Below are 17,727 nucleotides of genomic sequence, written 5' to 3' on the forward strand. Positions count from 1 at the left end.
TTCAAGAACCAAGTTGGAGTGAAAAATCACATGGAAACAATCAATGAGCAACTGACAGAAACCGGCCATCCGCACGGTAGCAACGAGGGGCGTCTCATGCGAATGTGCGCGGTCATCTTAGCGGTCGTTGTTGGTGGTACCACCTTCGCTTATGCGGGAGGATGGTTGACCCCTTCGGCACTGACTCCGAGCCGATTTGTGGACACTTTAGAGCAAGTTTCTGGAAACCATCCTGGCTACCGGCGCAACCATGCCAGAGGGGTGGGAGTCTCTGGATACTTCGAGAGCAATGGCAACGGCGAGAAGCTATCTCGTGCATCGATCTTCAAGCCAGGACGCGTCGAGCTCTTAGGGCGATTCTCACTTTCCGGCGGCAATCCACAGGCAGCTGATTCGGTTGGCGAAGTCCGCGGCCTGGGTCTGCAGTTTACTTCAACCAACGGCGAAACGTGGCGTACTGCGATGATCAGTCTTCCCGTGTTCCCGGTTGATACGCCAGAGGCTTTTCACGAACTACTAATCGCTTCACGGCCGGACCCTCAGACCGGTAAGCCAGTTCCAAGTGCCATGAAGGAGTTCTCGGCAAAGCATCCAGAATCCGCGGCGGCCAACCCGATCATTGGCAAGACACCAATAAGCGATGGCTTTGCGAATACGACCTTTCATGGACTCAATACTTTTTACTTCACCAATCGAGAAGGACACGCCGTGCCTGTTCGGTGGATAGTGACCCCTGAGCAGCCGTTTCGCGCCGCAGATACAAGTGAAACGCACGTTGACTTGAGTTTCCTGTTCCACGATCTGGCCGGAGCGGTCCATCAATCTCCCTTGCGTTGGCATCTCATCGTGATCCTTGGGCATCCGGACGATCCAGTCGATGACGCATCGATTGCCTGGGACTCAACGCGGGAAAGGGTTGACTTGGGAGTCATCGTGATCAATGCCGTCGAGCAGGAACAAGACAGTTCGGCAGACAAGATCAACTTCGACCCCCTTGTGTTGCCAGATGGCATCTCACCTTCAAATGATCCGCTATTAAGCGCGCGTTCTGCAATCTATTCCCAATCGTTCACGCGGCGAGCAGGAGAAACGCGATCCCTGCCTTCGCAGTCGGAATTGCCACTCAATAAGGAGTCTGGCGATGAATAATACGACAGTTCGTTTCGCTACCAGTTCACAGTGGCTTCACTGGATCATGGCGGTATTGATCCTGCTAATGCTCTTCGTGGGTGTCATCATGGTCACATCCATGACGAATTATTACTGGCTGTTCGGGCTGCATCGCTCCGTCGGGACTCTTGTACTTTTCCTGGCTTTGCTACGGTTAGCCAATCGCTTGTGGTTTCCTCCACCGAAACTGCCAAGCGAGATGCCGCGTTGGGAACGACGGGTCGCCGCGCTATCAGAATACTCGATGTATGCGTTGATGATCGTAATGCCGTTGGTCGGCTGGGGGATGCTTTCCGCGGCGAGGTATCCGATTGTCATCTTCGGATCGATTTCATTGCCGTTTATCCTGCCTCATGATTTGAAGTGGTACTCAGTGCTCCATGCGTCACATACGGTGTTGGCGTATGTTTTCTTCGCGATGGTTTTGGCGCACTTCGGCGCGGTAATGCTCCACACGATCGTCTATCGGGATGGATTGCTGTTCCGCATGCTGAGTCTCCCGGTCCGCGGTGTAGGACCACTCAAAGCCATCGACTTGAAAGCAGATTCTGCCATCCTTGAAAATGATCCTTCGCAGAAGGTTAACCATGTCTAACAATACCGCGGCATTTGATTCAGATGAAATTCAGCCGCAAGCTGCGATCACAGTCGCCGACGATATTCCGGTCGCAAAGAGATCCTGGACGGCGTGGGCCTGGGGACTATCGGCAGCGGCTATGTGCCTGGCGTTCCTTATTTGGATGACCCCGACAATCTTATTGCTATGGAACACGGTCTCAACGGATGATGCTTATGTGGATGGACACGTCACCATGGTTGCTCCCCGGGTTTCGGGACAAGTTGCACTGGTGCATGTTGATGACAATATGCAGGTAGCGAAGGGAGATATCCTCGCGGAAATTGATCGAGTACCATTCCAGGTTCAAGTCGATATTCAATTGGCAAACGTTCAAGCCGCCGAGACTACATTGGCCCAGGCCAAGGCCGAGGCACACGCCCGATTGGCGGAAGTGCAAGCCGCACGCTATGCCTTGCAGCATGCCATCGAATCGGTTCGTGATCAAATCGCGCAACTTCATTCCAACGTTGCTCATTGGAAAGTTGAGCAAGCCTCTTTGGTGCTGGCCAGACGAAACTACGAACGTAACGCGGCCTTGGCCCCCACTGGTGCAGTCTCGCAAACGAGCCTGGACCTCAATATTGCTGAACGAGATGAAGCACTGAGCCGTGTAGAAGAAGCATTCGAGGTTATTCAGCAAACACGGACGAATCTTGGGCTTCCGCGAAACTCCGAGAACTCGCTTGACGTTCCCGAAGACCTCGATCAGTCGTTTTCACTAGTAAGGGAAGCATTGGCAAACTTCTATCAGTCGCTTGCGAAGTTAGGATACGAACCTCGGTCATGGACCCAAACGCCCAACGAAGCGATCCAGGCGGTGTTCGACTACAAGGAACACTCCAACGAGAACACCTTGTATCAGCAACTTCTACAGAACGATCCAGGTATCAAGCAAGCAGAGGCTCAACTGCTCCAGGCCCAACGGAATCTTCAGCAGGCAGAGTTGAATCTCAGCTACTGCACAATCGTCAGTGAAATCGACGGCATCGTTATCCGTCGCAACGTAAACCCGGGAAACTATATCGATGCAGGGCAGGGTATCCTGGCGGTCCGATCATTGGAGGAGATTTGGATAAACGCAAACTTCAAGGAGACGCAGTTGACCAATCTTCGAATTGGCCAACCGGTTGATTTCTACGTGGATATGTACGGCGGAAGAACTAAATTTCACGGACGAATCTCTGGCTTCAGTATGGGAACAGGACAAACACTGGCCCTGTTGCCTGCTCAGAATGCTACTGGAAACTTCGTCAAGATCGTACAGCGTTTGCCTGTGCGTATCGAAGTGCTGGACTACGACCCGGATACTGCGCCACTCTATGCAGGGCTCTCGGTAGAGCCTTACGTGTTTTACAAGCAGCCCGCGACTGGCCCCAATGCCAATAAACGTCTCCAAGATGTCGCCCGAGTACCTGTTTCGAGCGATCGCAATCTCGAAGAGTAAAGCATGATTTGGGTTTCACGGCCCCACACGCCAGGCACTTTGCCGCAAGGTTTTCCGAAATGTCGACTATGACGGCTCATCTGGACTCGGCTCCCCGCTCGGCATTTAACCCTTGGATTGTCGCCGTCGCGGTGGTTGTTCCCACATTTATGGAACTACTTGATACGACGATCGCCAACGTCGCTTTGCGTTACATTGCTGGAGGGCTATCGGCCGCCGAGACCGATAGCGAGTGGGTGATTACCAGTTATCTGGCAGCGAACGCGCTAATACTTACGATGAGTGGTTGGCTCTCGATACGATTGGGACGAAGGAATTACTTCTTGATTTCGATTGCGGTATTTACGATCGCTTCAGCGCTGTGTGGAATGGCGACCAGTTTGCCAGAGATCATCCTTTTCCGAGCGTTACAAGGACTCGCCGGTGGAGGTCTGCAGCCCTGCAGCCAAGGCGTACTGCTTGATAGTTTCCCTCGTGAGAAACAAGGTGCCGCTATGTCTGTCTTCGGGATGGCAGCACTAACCGGTCCTGTCGTAGGACCGACCCTGGGAGGTTGGCTGGTCGTTAACTACGACTGGCGATGGATCTTCTATATCAACATTCCGATTGGAGTACTCGCGTTTGTCTCGTCCTATTTTCTGGTGCAAGATCCAGACTATCTCGTCGAACAGCGGAAAAAGGCGAACGCTCAGACGTTTCGCTTCGACGTGATTGGACTAGGCCTTCTGGCAATAGCGGTTAGCTGCTGGGAGATTCTGCTGAGCAAAGGTCAGGAGTGGGACTGGTTATGGGATCCGTTTGGGCGAATTCAAACATTGGTGATCTTGATTGTGATCGGTGTCTTCGCTTTCGTAATACGCGAAATAAGAACTAAAGACCCATTAATTGATCTGCGAGTCGTTCGAGAACGCAATCTGGCAGCTAGCTGTGTCATCTTGTTCTGTGCCTTCGGTGTCCTGTATGGGGCAAGCATCGCTTTACCTCAGATGCTCCAACAGTTGTTCAATTACGACGCGCTTCACGCTGGCTACATTCTCTCGCCTGGTGGAATTTCATCGATTTCCATGTTGGTGATCATGGGGTATTTAATGGGCAGAGGGATGGACGCACGTTGGCCGATCATGCTTGGGCTGCTCTTAATAGCGGCATCCAACTACTGGATGGCGATGCTCAATTTGGATGTGTCACCATGGGACTTTATCGCGCCCCGGCTGGTTCTTACAGCTGGACTTGGATTGATCTTCAGTCCTATCAATGTCGCTGCCCTACTTTACACGCCGCAGGCATCGAGGCCATCTGCGATCGCGCTGATCAGTTTGCTGAGAAATGAAGGAGGAAGCGTGGGAACTTCACTGTTTCAAACTCTAGTGCAGCGACGCGAGCAATTCCATAGTTCCCGATTGAATGACAACCTCGACTCGCTTAACCCAAAGGTCGTGGACTTCCTGGCAGTAGGGCAAGACATATATCACTACAACGGAAGTGGAGCGAGTGTGGCTCATGACATGGCACTCCAATCCCTATCGGATCTGCGATTCCAGCAGGCCGCTTCACTCGCGTACTTTGACGTCTTTTGGCTCGCCGCGCTCCTTGGCGTGGCCTTGGTTCCTCTAATTCTACTTATGAAGAAATCTGTGGCCCAGAAACAAAATGCTGTAACTTCTGAGTCATAGAATCGAAGAGCGTCAAAAAAACACTTGTGTTTCACGCATAGACAGTTTTACTTAGATTCGATCGACGTAGCTGGATTCCTGAAGTGGACCCCATTATTCGGACCACGGGGCCACATTTCTTAGATAGAGCTTTGTGCTCGCTCTGACCGGTCAGGCCGGTAGACTTGCCAGGGGGTTTTCCGTCCGAGTGACTGATGTCGTCTCTGGTGGTCGTAGTAGTCCAGGTACTCCCTCAGACTTTGATAACAATCGGCTCCATTCGCATATTCCTTGAGGTAGACTTCCTCGTATTTGACCGTTCGCCACAATCGCTCGATCATCACGTTGTCGATCGCCCGACCTTTGCTGTCCATGCTGATCGCCACGTCTTGCGAACGCAAGACCGACGTGAACTCGCGGCTGGTGAACTGGCTCCCTTGATCGGTGTTGAAAATCTCTGGCTTGCCTTGCTTAAACGCATCTTCCAACGCTTCCACGCAGAAGTCGACGTCCAGGCTGTTCGACAGCCGCCAACTGATCACGTAGTGCCGCCGACCAAAAAGGGGGCAAGACATGATTTGGCCCAGTTGATGCTGGGGTTAGTCGACTTTGACCGAGCCGGAGCGGACCGTCGTGATCTGGCGCGAAAGATCATCATGGCCCAGATTCGACTCGCTGAACGAGGATATTCGACCGGAGGTCGGCCATCATTTGGCTTTCGCCGTTCCCTTGTGACTGAACAAGGCGAACTCGTACGTCATTTGCAAGATGGAGAACGAGTACGGATGCGAGGGTGCCATGTGGTTTGGCAGCCAGATGAAAACAAGATTGATCTGGTGCGGCGCATCCTAGGGCTGCTGAAGAACAATCCGGCTAATCGCGTGGCCAGGATGTTAAACGACGAAGGGATTCCTTCGCCTGACTCGGGCCGGTTTCGGACCGACAATGGTGTCCGTCATATGGTATCAGGAAAGTGGAATGGCACCACGATTACGGGTATCGCCCGCAATCCTCTCCTTGTGGCGATCAACGCCTATGGTCGCCGCTCGATGGGAGATCAACTGCGGCTGTCATCGGATGGCGTTCGCGAACTGGAAGAAACAGACTTCCGAGAGGATGAGCAGCCGAAAGTAATTCGCAATCCCAGCGACTTGCATGTCACAGGGCAGGGGACCTTTGATCCCGTTGTCGATCCAGAGGCGCACAAGGCGCTAATCCAAGATTTGGATCGGCGAGGAGCAACTCAGAGGGCTATTCCTCGATCACGAAACCCCAAAATGAATCCCCTTGGCGGTCGCGTGTACGATATGGACTGTGGCTGGCTCATGTATCGGGCGCCGTACACCGGTTCCTTTCGGTACAAGTGTGGTTTGTACGACTTGAGCCACGGTCAGCAGTGTCGACACAATACCATCAAGGGACCGGAAGCGACTGCGTTTTTGCTCAGTTGCATTCGGCAGCGGCTGCTGGCACCAGGTCTTTGGCAGAAGCTTCGTGAGCGGCTGAAGCGGATCGCCGATCGCGAGGCCGGTACAGGTCAAGACGACTCGCGAATCGCTATGATTAAGAAGAAGCAGCTTGAAGTTCAGGAGGAATTGAAGGCTGTTACGAAGTCCTTGGCACGCGCTGGTGACCGGCCGGACCTGTTTGAGGCAATGACCTCTGAGTTTGATGAGCTAAAGACTCAGGAGAAGAATCTCGCGAGTCAGATGAATGAGCTGAAAGCGAAAGCGTCCGTTGACTCCCAGGATATTGCGGAAGTCGAAAAAGCGTTGGAGCTGGTCTTGAATCTGACTGAGCTCGCAGACTCAAAGATGGACGACTTTGAACTACCTCGGCAGTTGTTCGACCTGACGAATGTTCGGCTGTTCGTCCAATTCCAGGAAGTCCAGCAGGGCAAGCGAACCGTCAATCAGCTTGCCGGCGGCGTTGTGACGTTCGGCGCCGCGGAACCACCCATTGAAATCTATTCGGGGCCTACGAATCGAAAGTTCGTGAAGGGCCGACGAAAGAATCATCGGAACGGGAATCCTCGGCGGAAACCCGAGTTAGAAAGTGCTTACCCCACTGAAGAGAATACGTCGTTAGGAAATCGAAGTCGGGGTGACCGGCGATTGACATTTCATAACGACTTTATTGGAACAGGATTGCTGCAACGCGTTTTGTCGCAAACCATTGAATTCACAGCAGATACGTTCTTCACTTCGAGTACGAACGAATCGGACCTGTGAGGCAAATGCGACGTCCTGATTCAAATCTCCTTCCATCGGAGCTTTTAAGGTTCCCGGTCTTGGAGATTTGAGATGATCTTACCCCCAGGTGGCTATAAGGCCACCCGTACTCGTCGAACTGGCCGACAAGATAAGTCGCAGATTGCGCGGCAACGTAAGCGACAATGGGACCAAACGTCCCTTGAGGTCGATAAGCTTGTAGCAGAGCACCACGCCGCTATGCCACGCAAAAGCGCTAATTCAATTGGCGCAGTTTATGCGAGATTTTCTACACGCTTTCAAGACTCCATTACGGATCAAGTCAGGACAATCCTGGAGGAAGCAGCGAAGTTGAAGATTCATGTCCCACGCGACTTGGTTTTCTTCGACTTGGCGGTGAGCGGCGTTAAGAAGAAGCGATCTGGCTTAATAGACCTCGAAACGGCACTGAAAGCCAAAAAGGCACAAGTGTTATTGCTGTTCTCAACAAGCCGACTATTTCGAAAGACGTATCGAACCCTGGCCTTTGTTGACCAAGTCCACAAGGGCTTGGGAATGCGTTGCATCTTCATTAAGTCGGGGGTCGACACCGATGACAAGAAACGCTGGGAAACGATCTTGGCGACCCAGGCGATGATCGATCAGTTTGTCGTGAGCATGTATGTGGAAAACATCCATGCCGCTCACGAGGGACTCCTGGAGAAACGGCTTGTTTTCGGCACTATTTCCTATGGCTACAAAGGTGAACCGCTCGAAGATGAGTTAACCACTCGTGGGAAGCCACGTAGCCGTATCGTATTGGACGAAGTGACTTCGCCCATTGTGCAACAGATTTTTCAGTGGTTCGTTGATGATGCTCTTCCAATTACCGAAATTATTCGTCGGCTCAACGACGATCCGGAGGTACCATTGCCACCTCGATGTGCCAGTGGAGAATGGACTCGCCTGAGCGTTAAAGGGATCTTGAAGAATTCCCGTTACCGCGGCCAATGGCAATATGGTGCCAAAGAGTCTGTTTACCAACCAGAGGCCGACTATGTGCGGCAGAAAACGCGAAGCCAACCACTGAAGGAGGTTGAGCTTGAAGAGCTTCGGATTGTATCTGACGAACTTTGGTTGGCAGCGCAAGAGCGACTAGCCAATGCCCGTGGAAACCGAGGGCGAAAGTCTAAAGACGGTGACGAAGAATCACGTCCAAAACTGCTGAACGGCTTGCTTTGGTGTCCTGAGCACGACCGCCCGCTCTACGTTCACGGATGGTACGGGAAGTTCCATGCCTGCCCTTCCTGCCAGCGTATGCCCGAGGACAACCGGCCACTGTTCTCGCAACTTAATCGGGAACTTGCTATGGAACTTACGTGCCAGAAAGTGGCAGAGCTCTTGCGTACGGATGAAGGACTAGTTGATCAAATCATGGATGCTTGCGTCCGCAATTTGGAGGCAAGCCAAAAGCCTGATCCGGGGCGTGAGAACCAACTCCGCGCTCAAGATGAGAAGCTTAAGCGTAGTATTGAGTTCAGTCTTCGCAATCTTGGCGAAAGCGAAGAGGATGCACAACACACTCAAATGTTTGTAAGCGAACTCCGCGCGGAACGAACGAAAGTTCAATTGGAACTTGAGCGTCTGGCCGCCGCTAAGAAGCGTGTCATCAGCCTACCGACGCGTACGGATGTGGTTGAAATGCTCCAAGAGTTGGATCGTGTGCTTCATCAAGCTGGCACAAACGGATCGGTCGAGGAGTGTTCACTGGCCCGATTGATTATTGAGCGAATTACCGGTGGTCGTATTTCGTTGCATCAGCAGGGAGAGCAACAGCCACACAGAGGTTGGCTGCAAGGGCGATTTCAACTGCGATTGCTCGATCTGTTGGTCGAGCGACTTACCGGTGCCACCACTGGATCGGTTGACCATAAGCATGAGATCGTCATCGATTATCGACGGCCGGATCCGAACGAGAAAGATTCGGAAGTGGCCTGGGCGCTCTACCAGGAAGGAAAGATGAACGCTGAGATTGCCAAGAATTTGGGTTGTTCTCGCGGACGGGTTGGCAAGCTAATCAAGCGTGCGGCGGATGCGCGCGGCGAGACAGTCGAAGATGGCCGTACACGTCGTTCCAAACTATCCAAGAAGCACCTTGAGCCACCCATTTACCAACAAATCGCTGATCAGGCTGTTGCTCTATGGAATGAGAGCGATCTCTTGATTGACGAGATTGCAGCCGAACTAGGCGTCGACCGGAACGTGCTCACGCGTGCGGTCGCCTATTGGCACAAGCTACATGACTTGCCGGTACCCGATGGCCGGAATCGCCGCAAACGGCTTTCGCAGAAGAGCTCCAAGTCTCGAAAGCGAAAGTCGTAACTCGGCCGCTAAGCTGACAGTTAATTGACGAATCTTAGGCCGGCATCTTTGCTGGCCTTTTTCTTCGCCCATGCTCTTTTGAGGCGGGAAACATTCCGTCGAGAAAACTAGCCAAACCTATGCGTCATCTCGCTCTGGACCATGGTTGGGAAGGAATGGTCACATCGCGCAATAGGCCCCACCGAACGTCGCCTGGGATGTGTGAATGAGGTCGTTGCGCTCGATTTCTTGGCTATGGCCAAAGCGCAACCGGCGACTCTGAGATTGAAACAACCATCGCGTAGGACGGTAGAAGGGGGCCTTGCCTTGTAAACCAAGATAATTACGAACAATGGAGAACCATAATCTAATGGCTAAACAAAATGCGAATTCCTCACCAACGTCGGAGAAGTCAATGGAACAGGTCACCGACAGAACCATCGAATCCCAACGAGCAGAGTTGGCCGGACTAGTAGGAAAGCTGTTGGCCCAAGTCTGGCTAAAGAGAAAGGGAGCCCAAAAAACGAATCGTCGAAAACGCGGACAATGTGACCAAGGGAACTCCAAAACATCTTAATGTTCCTGGAGGAGCCCGCACTTTTTTTACTTAAAGCGTTGTTGCATCGCGTGTTAGACCAGAAGCCGATTTCGGTCTGATGATGCCACTGATGACATTCACCTCAAGTTGATCTATTTCGATCTGTTTGCCCAGAAGCTACCTTCGTCGATACGGGCTTAGATTGACACGGGCCGCGAGGCGAGGTTCGAAAGAAAGTTGAGCAGGAAATCGAGCATGTGCTTACTCAGGTTCCTCGGTAAATTCGTTAGACAGTTTTATCACATCGCCAACATCGAGATGTCTGGTCGTTAGGCAGACTTTGGCGGTCAATTCTGTCTTCACCGGTGTCGGTAGATTCGATGCCAAGACTCTTGTACTAAGTTGAATAGTTCCCTCACTGCGCTTGCCGAGGTAGAAAACATCTGAAAAAAACTGTCTCCCCGGTTGCATTCGCCCAAAGTCAACCTTGATGAGGATCTTCCCTTCTCTGTCGATAAATTCCGTGTTGCTTGCGATTGAATAACCAAGTTCATCATATGGATCAAACTTAGGCGAAAACCTTTGAGTTTTTCTCTTCGGACGCGCGGGCAGTTTGGATGCGATTACGATCTCCTCGCCAGGATTATCGATCTCAATTTCGGCCAAGACTCCCGCTGCCTCAGCTTGGCCAGTGTTTTCTATCGTCAGTCGAGATGGAAAGAGAAACTGTCGAGCAAGCTCCCAACCTGCCCAATCACGAATAAAGTCTTGGTTTTTCATTTCAGAGGCGAACTTCTCTCTGATGTCGTCAGCAAACGACCGTGGACGAACAATCGGAAGCGGAAAGTCACCAGGTTGAAAACCAACCATGCTTTCGGCTTCATCGACCGTGGGGATGTCGTCGACTTTGGGCAGGGCCAGCAGCGTTGTTTCAACTTTCATGATGTGACCAATTGCCGACTCGCGAACAGGATCTGCGAAGGCGATATTAAGTATTGGCTGGCGATCATGTTGCGATACGGCTAGTCGGGCGATCTCAGTCGGATTAGCTGGCCGTGAGACGTCTGTAGAACTGCCGCGACGAATATATACTTGATTTGCCTGAAGCTTGCCGAACTTTTTTGGCAGAAAGAGCGGCCTTGGCTGGTCACGCATCACCTGAATGATGCCAATTTGTAGCCCATCATATTGGAACTCTTCATACTTGAACTCAACGGGTGCATTGGTTCGCGAATTTACGAACTGCTGCAAAGAGTGATCAAGCAGATGATCTTCCTTCGGGATACCTACGACTTGCGCCCTGTCACCTCGAATCTCTTTTACTCCAATTAAAACAAAGGCATCTGCTCGACGCAACGCATTCGCGAAGCCGAGAATGTCTTTAAGCAATTCAGATGCTGTGACATCGTCGACCTGACCAAACGCATATTGCTGCTGCTTAAAATCGAGTGTTGTTCCTTCGCCTTCATCTAGCAACTGGTCGAATAGCTCTCGATCCATCGTGACTCCCGTATCAACTCTGCCGATATTCACTATCGCTTACAACTCAGCTTCCGCTTTCAGAATCTATATGATCCCACCAATTCAGCAAAATCCCGCGGACGAGATAATGAAAACAGTGCAGATTCATTGGAAGGTCTTCCTTAAGCCAAGTACCACTTTTGGCACTTACCGCTTCTCCCCATGTCGCCGTTTCCGGAAACGCAGGTCCTTCATCAAATCGCCTTGGCGGTTCCAGCATCGGAAGCGGAAACGGGATCCCGCCGTGCAGTGCACGTGATCGGTACTCATAAATCTTGCAAAGTAAAGGCGTTAATCCACTTTTCGTCCACTTTACTTGCATCCAAGGGAGCGGTCTGAGATCGGGAGCCGAGGGGATAAATTTCTTGCTGAATTTCACAAACTTAGTCATAGCCCCGAGAGTATGAGTAAGTTCGTCTGCAATCGGTGTAACTAGATCTGGGACACCATGTTTCTCAAGTAATTCGACGACCTTCGGCTTCGAACGCCGAAATCGCTCTTCGTTGTTACCGGTCGAAGTGTCAAAATCGCACGCAGCAACTTCCAGTGCTGATACTAACATTAGCCAGGCGAAGTTTGGCTCAGATTCAGCCAACCAAAGAGCATCTTGGTAGAGTTTGCAGGCACGCACGAGATTTGCATACCTCGTCGCGTCTAGCTTTGGAATTATTGTGAGCTTTTTCAACTCTCCCATGTTGTGTTGCCCTGCTACCGAAGGCAATCTCAGATTTCCACGTCGTACTCGCAAAATAGGGGGAAGGGTTTCCCTAATTGCAATTGGACGCCCAAGTGGATCATCGCCAGGGCGGAACTCACGGCACTCACCACCGGAACGAATCCGTATACCAATTAGCAAGGAGGTCAAAGCAGCGATTTCATCGTCAAGAGATCCACCATGATATACAGTTTCGTCTGTTTGTGAAAAATCGGGGGAACCTGTCGGTGAGAGGGCAAGCACAACCCTGAGCACGATCGGAGAAGTCAATTGATCCCCATGGTGTTGGGCCGGAATTGTGTTGTGGAAACTGTATGGCCCCAACCCTGAGGTAACTTGCCCCGTAACATACGCATCTGAATAGAAGCGATATTCAGCCATCGGATATTCAGACGTGCCATCCGAGAAATTGACCCAATTCTCTTGTGACGGAAGCATGCGATCGTTTTGCTGGATTGGACGGTCACTATTGCTTGACATTTGATTCTTGTCGGATTTGAAGAACTAATATTTTCGTGCCGATTGATACCTACCCTCAGGCCGGCGGACGGGGCCTATCCCTGGTCGGTATGTGGCATTCCGCGCGAGTTCAGAACACCAAAAATGCTGCTGTTTGCTTCTCTAGTGCTGCCTAGGAGCCTCCTGCAGAGGAGCGAGTTCGAATCAATATCATCATTGAGAGCATCAAGTCAAATACTGGATGCCCAAACAATGTAAGAAACGCCAGAACAGTCACCGAAAGCCAGATAAAGGTTCGCGTCCATGGAGGGCTAAGCTCTCCCATCGCTATCAATTCGAGGAGATCGATTCCTCTCGGGCCTACCACGAGACTGGAACCATGCCCGACTTTCTCGAACCGCGTTATACCCCTCAAAGAAGTCGCTGTCGTTCTGGGCGTGAAAATCGACCAGATCATTCTGCTGATCAACTCGGGCGAGCTCAAATGGGTGAATATCGCCAAGCCTGGTGCGTTGCGGCCTCACTGGAAGATCCGCAAGTCGGACTGGGAGGCGTTTGAGGAGAGCCGGAGGAATCGCCGGCCGGATCAGGCATCGAAGGAGCGGAAGGCGAAAGCGGATAATCGGTTTTCCGGGGTGCGGAAGTTCTATTAGGCAAGTTGCGTGGACTTTTGCGCTTCGCCTGCCGATCTGTTACTAATGGTCAACGCTTGAATGGATGCCAGCAATGCCATCATTTCTCACAGGTGCATGATGATTCAGAAGTCGAAAGCCTCACGTCCCTCTGCTCCGATCAAATGGCATGGTGGCAAGTTCTACCTCGCGGCCCGAATCGTCGGACAGTTCCCTGATCACGTTCACTATATCGAGCCATACTTTGGCGGTGGAGCTGTTTTCTTTCGTAAGCCCGATAATCTTATCGAAGGTCACTCGGAAGTGATTAACGATGTCTACGAGGAACTCGTGACGTTCTGGCGTGTCCTGCAATCCAAGAAACAGTTTTCTGAGATGCAACGGCGACTGTCTCTTACTCCATTCGCAAAGCCTGTTTGGGAACGTGCGTTAGAGGTCAACTCGAAAGATCCTGTTGAACGAGCCTGTGCGTTCTTCGTTCGCTATCGGCAATCCCGCCAGGGGCTCGGACGTGACTTCGCAACCATGTCACGATCCCGGACACGCCGCGGAATGAACGAACAGGTATCTTCTTGGCTATCGGCGATTGAGGGACTGGAAGAGGCTCACGAGCGGCTTAGTCGTGTTGCCATCTACTGCGATGACGCTGTCGATGTAATCGAACGAGAGGACACGGAACACACGTTCTTTTACTGTGATCCGCCGTACTTGCTGGACACACGTGTTGCCAAGCAGGCCTATACGTTTGAGATGTCCAACGAGCAGCACGAGAAGCTGCTGACAGCGTTGGGTAATGCGAAGGGTAAGTTCCTTCTCAGTGGGTACCGCAACAAGCTCTACGACGACGCAGCCGGCCACTACGGATGGAACCGGCTCGACATCGAAATCGACAACAAGGCCAGTTCTCAGAAGAAGAAACCAACCAAAACGGAATGCTTGTGGTCGAACTACTGAGGGTTCTTTCGGTTGCCTTGAATCGCTCTCAGGATTAGCTCATCACTCAAGTTCGTACAACCAGAATGATCACGTACAAAGTTGCAAAGTGCTAAAGCTTGCCGTGGATAGCAAGTGATGTGATCGACCGAGAGGCTCTTGTACATACTAGCTAGGCAATCGATAGTAAACTCGCGGAATGCGTCACGGTCTCCAGGGTATCCGGCATCTGCCAGTGCCCGATTGAAATTGGTCCGAGTGATCTCTTTTTTCATCCCAGTTGGCCATTTCTTTCGCTTTCGAAAATTCATGGCAGATTGCAGAATAATGTAATCCGAAAGTGTTTTGCATTTTGCGTCTGAACGAACAGCATCTGCATACTTCATCGCATCTCTGGGGCGGCAAACCAATTCATCGATCGTGCAGTAAGGGTGCTTAGTATCGAACACTCGAATTAGTCGTTGCCGAAATTCCTCGCCGGTGTCATCGCATTCGGAATACTTGAGTTCCTGGGCAAGTTGCATGGTAGATCTCACTCGAAAACTGGCTATTGAGTAGAGCCCCGCTTGATGAGGTGGGTCGAGTCTACTTCAATTGGGTGGCCTGCTTCAAGTGGCGAACATGCGTTCACCTCTTCTCCGTTGCCAATACCATCGCTTAGGCATCTGTATCGACGCAGAAGTCACCCACGGCCGTAGGTTAGGGTGCCTCAAATCTTGAGACGCGCAACGACCACATAGCCAGTCACGACCCGCACTGGGAAGCGTAAGATCTTGTTGCCAGGGGTTGGGATTCTCGCAACAAACCAACCCAGATCAAGTCGCGGAAATTTGGATCGAGATTCCGCCATTCGAGGATAAGTCGTTGTTGACTCTCCATCCTTCGCCGTCCCGAAAGGGCGGCCATGTTTTTCGAGGCTATCAAAGCAACTTCGACTTAGCTTATGCATAGGAGAATCGACCGACCGGATGACTCTCTGGCATGCTCCCCCAAAACAGGTCCATGTGTTATGAGAGTCTAGAGGCCCATTTCGGCTAAGGAGACTCCCATGACCAAGAAGCGTAAACGACGTAGTCCCGAACAGATCGTTAAGGCCCTGCAAGAGGGCGAATCCATTGCTGGGAATATAGCGAGAACAATCTGGATTTCCGTTAATCATCGGGGGGCGATACTTGGCTTCCATCAATTCGTTTGGCTTTAGGACAGCTGTCAATCACGCTATGCGCGGATTTGTTCCCGGATAAGGATTGTGTGGCCCCGGTCCTAATTCCCATAGCGACGATGGACTCAACAATATGTCGCTGATGATTGTAGTAGGTACCTGATTCTCCATCATCGCCGCCGCCCAGGTCGACCAATACCCAGTCGCGGCAGCAAGTCGCCTGACTTGCTGTAGTAAAATCTGTTGGTCATCCTGATTCTTGCGGTCATCCTGCGATTTTATCCATTGTTCTGCAAATTCAACAGCGATCTTCCAGACGTGGGTGCGTTGCGATACGCGACGATCAAACCCCGTTCGAACGGCTTGAAGAGGAATGGTGAAGGTTGTGTTCGAAGCATCATAGAACTGGGTGTTTAACGAAAAGTAATCAATAGTAGTATTGGCGGCGTCAGTTCTTCCACTCACGATGACAAGTAAAGGATCGTCGCTCGAAAGCTGCGTTCCTTGCTCATCGACCACAATGACTGTAACTCGCTGCAACTGATAATGGAGTGGGCTTCTGTGATCGAGCGTGTATGAAAGCTTTTGAATGTCATCGGGAAACTGCATCTCTTGTTGTCGCTTACCAAGCTGCGCTAAGTAGGAGTTTTCGCTCAATAACAAGAGATCATCCCAATACGATGGCGATACCGTGCCGGAGACCTCAACCATGAGTTCCTTATGCCAGACAAAGTGATGCGAAGGCAGCGGTTGTTCGGAAACAGAACAGTACTCTCCAAATGATTGGAGTAGCAAGTCTGACGCTGGAATTGCGAATAGTGAATCAGGCAGTTGAGGTTTGATGATTGGTCGCATGTGATATGTCTTATGGTAGCTGTGACGTATTTGTGCCGGCAAACATTCCAGCATATTCCCTAACAAAACGCTGATCGAGCTTCTGCCCGCTGGGATCCGTTGTCATGCTAAAGACACGCAACCAAACGGAAAAGAAGCCGATACCAGCAGCCGTTCGGCCGACAAGTGACCAGGTGCGGTCGAAATCAGCTTGGTTAGGACTCGAAGCGAGTGTCTTCAGTGTCTCAACAGCAGAAAACCAGGCACGCGTCCGATTCAAACCGCGGCGGTCGTAGGCGACGCGGTAGGACTTTGTGGTATTGAGACCGCAGAGATCAATGATTTCCGATGTTCCCTTCGGAGTCACCCCCAACGTCACCCCTGACACTGATGCCTGGATTACTCGAGGGATCACACGGGCGCACACAGGGACATTCATCTGCGGAACTGATGGTAAGTCAGCCCTCACGGTCCGACTGGGAATGTCAACCGATACTAGTCGATTCTGAACACTAGTCGCATCTGGCAGCGAAACCTGCTGCCAATTCCCACTACCAACGTCGTAGAACAAGTCTACAGGCAAAGCCTGGTAGCTGTCAGGAAATCGATCTGGCCAATAGTAACGTCTATGGACCTCTCCTTCACATTGGGCTTCATTGGTGATTCTCGCCGCCAGCCAGCGACGCACCATTTGTCGTGTGGGTGTATTACCTTTGCAATTGTTGCAGGGACCGCACGCCAGCAGAAAGTTGCTCCAAGCAGTGGAGAGGGTCGGAAATTCCGACTTGGAAAGGATATGCTCCACTTCCAGCAATCCTGTGATCGGAGACTCACAATAAGAACAGTATTCACCGAGCTCAGAAATCAAATCTTCAGCTGCCTCTTTATAAATCTCTTCCACTCGCCCCTGAATAATCTTGGCAGCATCATTCCAGGCCGCAAACCCATTGGGCAACGGCTTTCTCTTTTTGGCCTTGATCACTCGCAACCATAAATTGAGGCAAGCATCTAAAGTCGGGGTACTCGTCCCTAACACCGCTTGGATTTTGGTCGCATTGGCTCCCGTGAATGTTAGCATTGCCGGCGCTAGGTATGATGCCGGAGATGGTTTTGAGAGAGGTCGCATGCCAATGTGTCCTTGTAATCGCTATGGTCTGAATTCTAGAGATAAAACACGAACAGGAAATCGATCAGCTTTTAAACGAATTTATGCTAAGTCGTGTCTCGGAACCAATGAGGACGTCTTCCCTGGTTGAGTTCTTCTAGTAGATCGATCTGCGACATCGTGCCATTCAAATACTTTTCAACGAGATTCCTTGCTGATTCCGGGGTCGCGCCGAAGAAGCCGCTGTTGTCGCGGTAGCCATTGATTTCTACGATCAATTTGACCTTTTCCTCCATCGCGTGAGCGAGCGAATCGGCCATATCTCCGATGGGGAGATTAAATTGCCCGTACGAATACCGGTGCCGATAAGGTTTATCCAAGACTCCTTTCACT

Annotated in this window: 13 protein-coding genes and 1 pseudogene; 8 read left to right on the plus strand and 6 right to left on the minus strand. The window is 51.5% G+C overall.

Features of this window, described 5'->3' with window-relative positions; genetic code table 11:
- Positions 1-30: 30 nt before the first annotated feature.
- The 4 genes from HOV93_RS15875 to HOV93_RS15890 are packed head-to-tail and all read left to right on the plus strand — an operon-like array spanning position 31 to position 4,906.
- Complete coding sequence (locus HOV93_RS15875) at positions 31-1,149, plus strand: catalase family peroxidase (RefSeq protein WP_207397508.1); 1,119 nt, start codon at positions 31-33, stop codon at positions 1,147-1,149.
- Positions 1,142-1,765: a cytochrome b gene (locus tag HOV93_RS15880; protein ID WP_207397509.1), complete on the plus strand. Its 624-nt coding sequence runs from the start codon at positions 1,142-1,144 to the stop codon at positions 1,763-1,765. Before HOV93_RS15875 ends, HOV93_RS15880 begins: the two co-directional genes overlap by 8 nt.
- Positions 1,758-3,233, plus strand: a complete 1,476-nt coding sequence (locus HOV93_RS15885; protein ID WP_235990479.1) for an HlyD family secretion protein — start codon at positions 1,758-1,760, stop codon at positions 3,231-3,233. The genes HOV93_RS15880 and HOV93_RS15885 overlap by 8 nt, the downstream gene beginning before the upstream one ends.
- 59 nt (positions 3,234-3,292) lie before the next feature.
- Positions 3,293-4,906, plus strand: a complete 1,614-nt coding sequence (locus HOV93_RS15890; RefSeq protein WP_207397510.1) for a DHA2 family efflux MFS transporter permease subunit — start codon at positions 3,293-3,295, stop codon at positions 4,904-4,906.
- A gap of 158 nt (positions 4,907-5,064) precedes the next feature.
- On the opposite strand, the pseudogene HOV93_RS15895 reads toward HOV93_RS15890, so the two are convergent.
- Positions 5,065-5,430 (minus strand): annotated as a pseudogene (locus tag HOV93_RS15895) (transposase); the annotation flags it as partial.
- A gap of 33 nt (positions 5,431-5,463) precedes the next feature.
- Between HOV93_RS15895 and HOV93_RS15900 the strand changes: the two are divergent.
- Together HOV93_RS15900 and HOV93_RS15905 are read left to right on the plus strand one after the other, a co-directional pair.
- Complete coding sequence (locus tag HOV93_RS15900; RefSeq protein ID WP_207397512.1) at positions 5,464-7,116, plus strand: recombinase family protein; 1,653 nt, start codon at positions 5,464-5,466, stop codon at positions 7,114-7,116.
- 219 nt (positions 7,117-7,335) lie between these two features.
- Positions 7,336-9,456 carry a recombinase family protein gene (locus HOV93_RS15905; protein WP_235990540.1) on the plus strand — a complete coding sequence of 707 codons (2,121 nt, stop codon included), beginning with the start codon at positions 7,336-7,338 and terminating at the stop codon, positions 9,454-9,456.
- 778 nt (positions 9,457-10,234) lie between these two features.
- Here the strand turns inward: HOV93_RS15905 and HOV93_RS15910 are convergent.
- Together HOV93_RS15910 and HOV93_RS15915 are read right to left on the minus strand one after the other, a co-directional pair.
- The gene (locus HOV93_RS15910) at positions 10,235-11,473 is read right to left on the minus strand and encodes an AlbA family DNA-binding domain-containing protein (protein WP_207397514.1); all 1,239 of its coding nucleotides are present in this window, start codon (positions 11,471-11,473) and stop codon (positions 10,235-10,237) included.
- A gap of 46 nt (positions 11,474-11,519) precedes the next feature.
- Positions 11,520-12,689 carry a hypothetical protein gene (locus tag HOV93_RS15915; RefSeq protein WP_207397515.1) on the minus strand — a complete coding sequence of 390 codons (1,170 nt, stop codon included), beginning with the start codon at positions 12,687-12,689 and terminating at the stop codon, positions 11,520-11,522.
- Positions 12,690-13,105: 416 nt separating this feature from the next.
- On the opposite strand from HOV93_RS15915, the gene HOV93_RS15920 reads away from it, so the two are divergent.
- Positions 13,106-13,321: a hypothetical protein gene (locus HOV93_RS15920; RefSeq protein WP_207397516.1), complete on the plus strand. Its 216-nt coding sequence runs from the start codon at positions 13,106-13,108 to the stop codon at positions 13,319-13,321.
- 96 nt (positions 13,322-13,417) lie between these two features.
- Entirely contained in the window at positions 13,418-14,254 is an 837-nt protein-coding gene (locus tag HOV93_RS15925; RefSeq protein WP_207397517.1) for a DNA adenine methylase, read from the plus strand.
- Between the two features lie 1,192 nt (positions 14,255-15,446).
- On the opposite strand, the gene HOV93_RS15930 is transcribed toward HOV93_RS15925, so the two are convergent.
- The 3 genes from HOV93_RS15930 to HOV93_RS15940 form a co-directional block, all read right to left on the minus strand.
- A complete protein-coding gene (locus HOV93_RS15930) occupies positions 15,447-16,250 on the minus strand; it encodes a hypothetical protein (protein WP_207397518.1) in 804 nt (267 codons plus the stop codon).
- A 10-nt stretch (positions 16,251-16,260) separates the two neighbouring features.
- The gene (locus HOV93_RS15935; RefSeq protein WP_207397519.1) at positions 16,261-17,355 is read right to left on the minus strand and encodes an HNH endonuclease; all 1,095 of its coding nucleotides are present in this window, start codon (positions 17,353-17,355) and stop codon (positions 16,261-16,263) included.
- An 86-nt stretch (positions 17,356-17,441) separates the two neighbouring features.
- A complete protein-coding gene (locus HOV93_RS15940) occupies positions 17,442-17,714 on the minus strand; it encodes a hypothetical protein (protein ID WP_207397520.1) in 273 nt (90 codons plus the stop codon).
- Positions 17,715-17,727: the final 13 nt, after the last annotated feature.

This window comes from Bremerella alba, from assembly GCF_013618625.1.
GTDB classification, from domain to species: domain Bacteria; phylum Planctomycetota; class Planctomycetia; order Pirellulales; family Pirellulaceae; genus Bremerella; species Bremerella alba.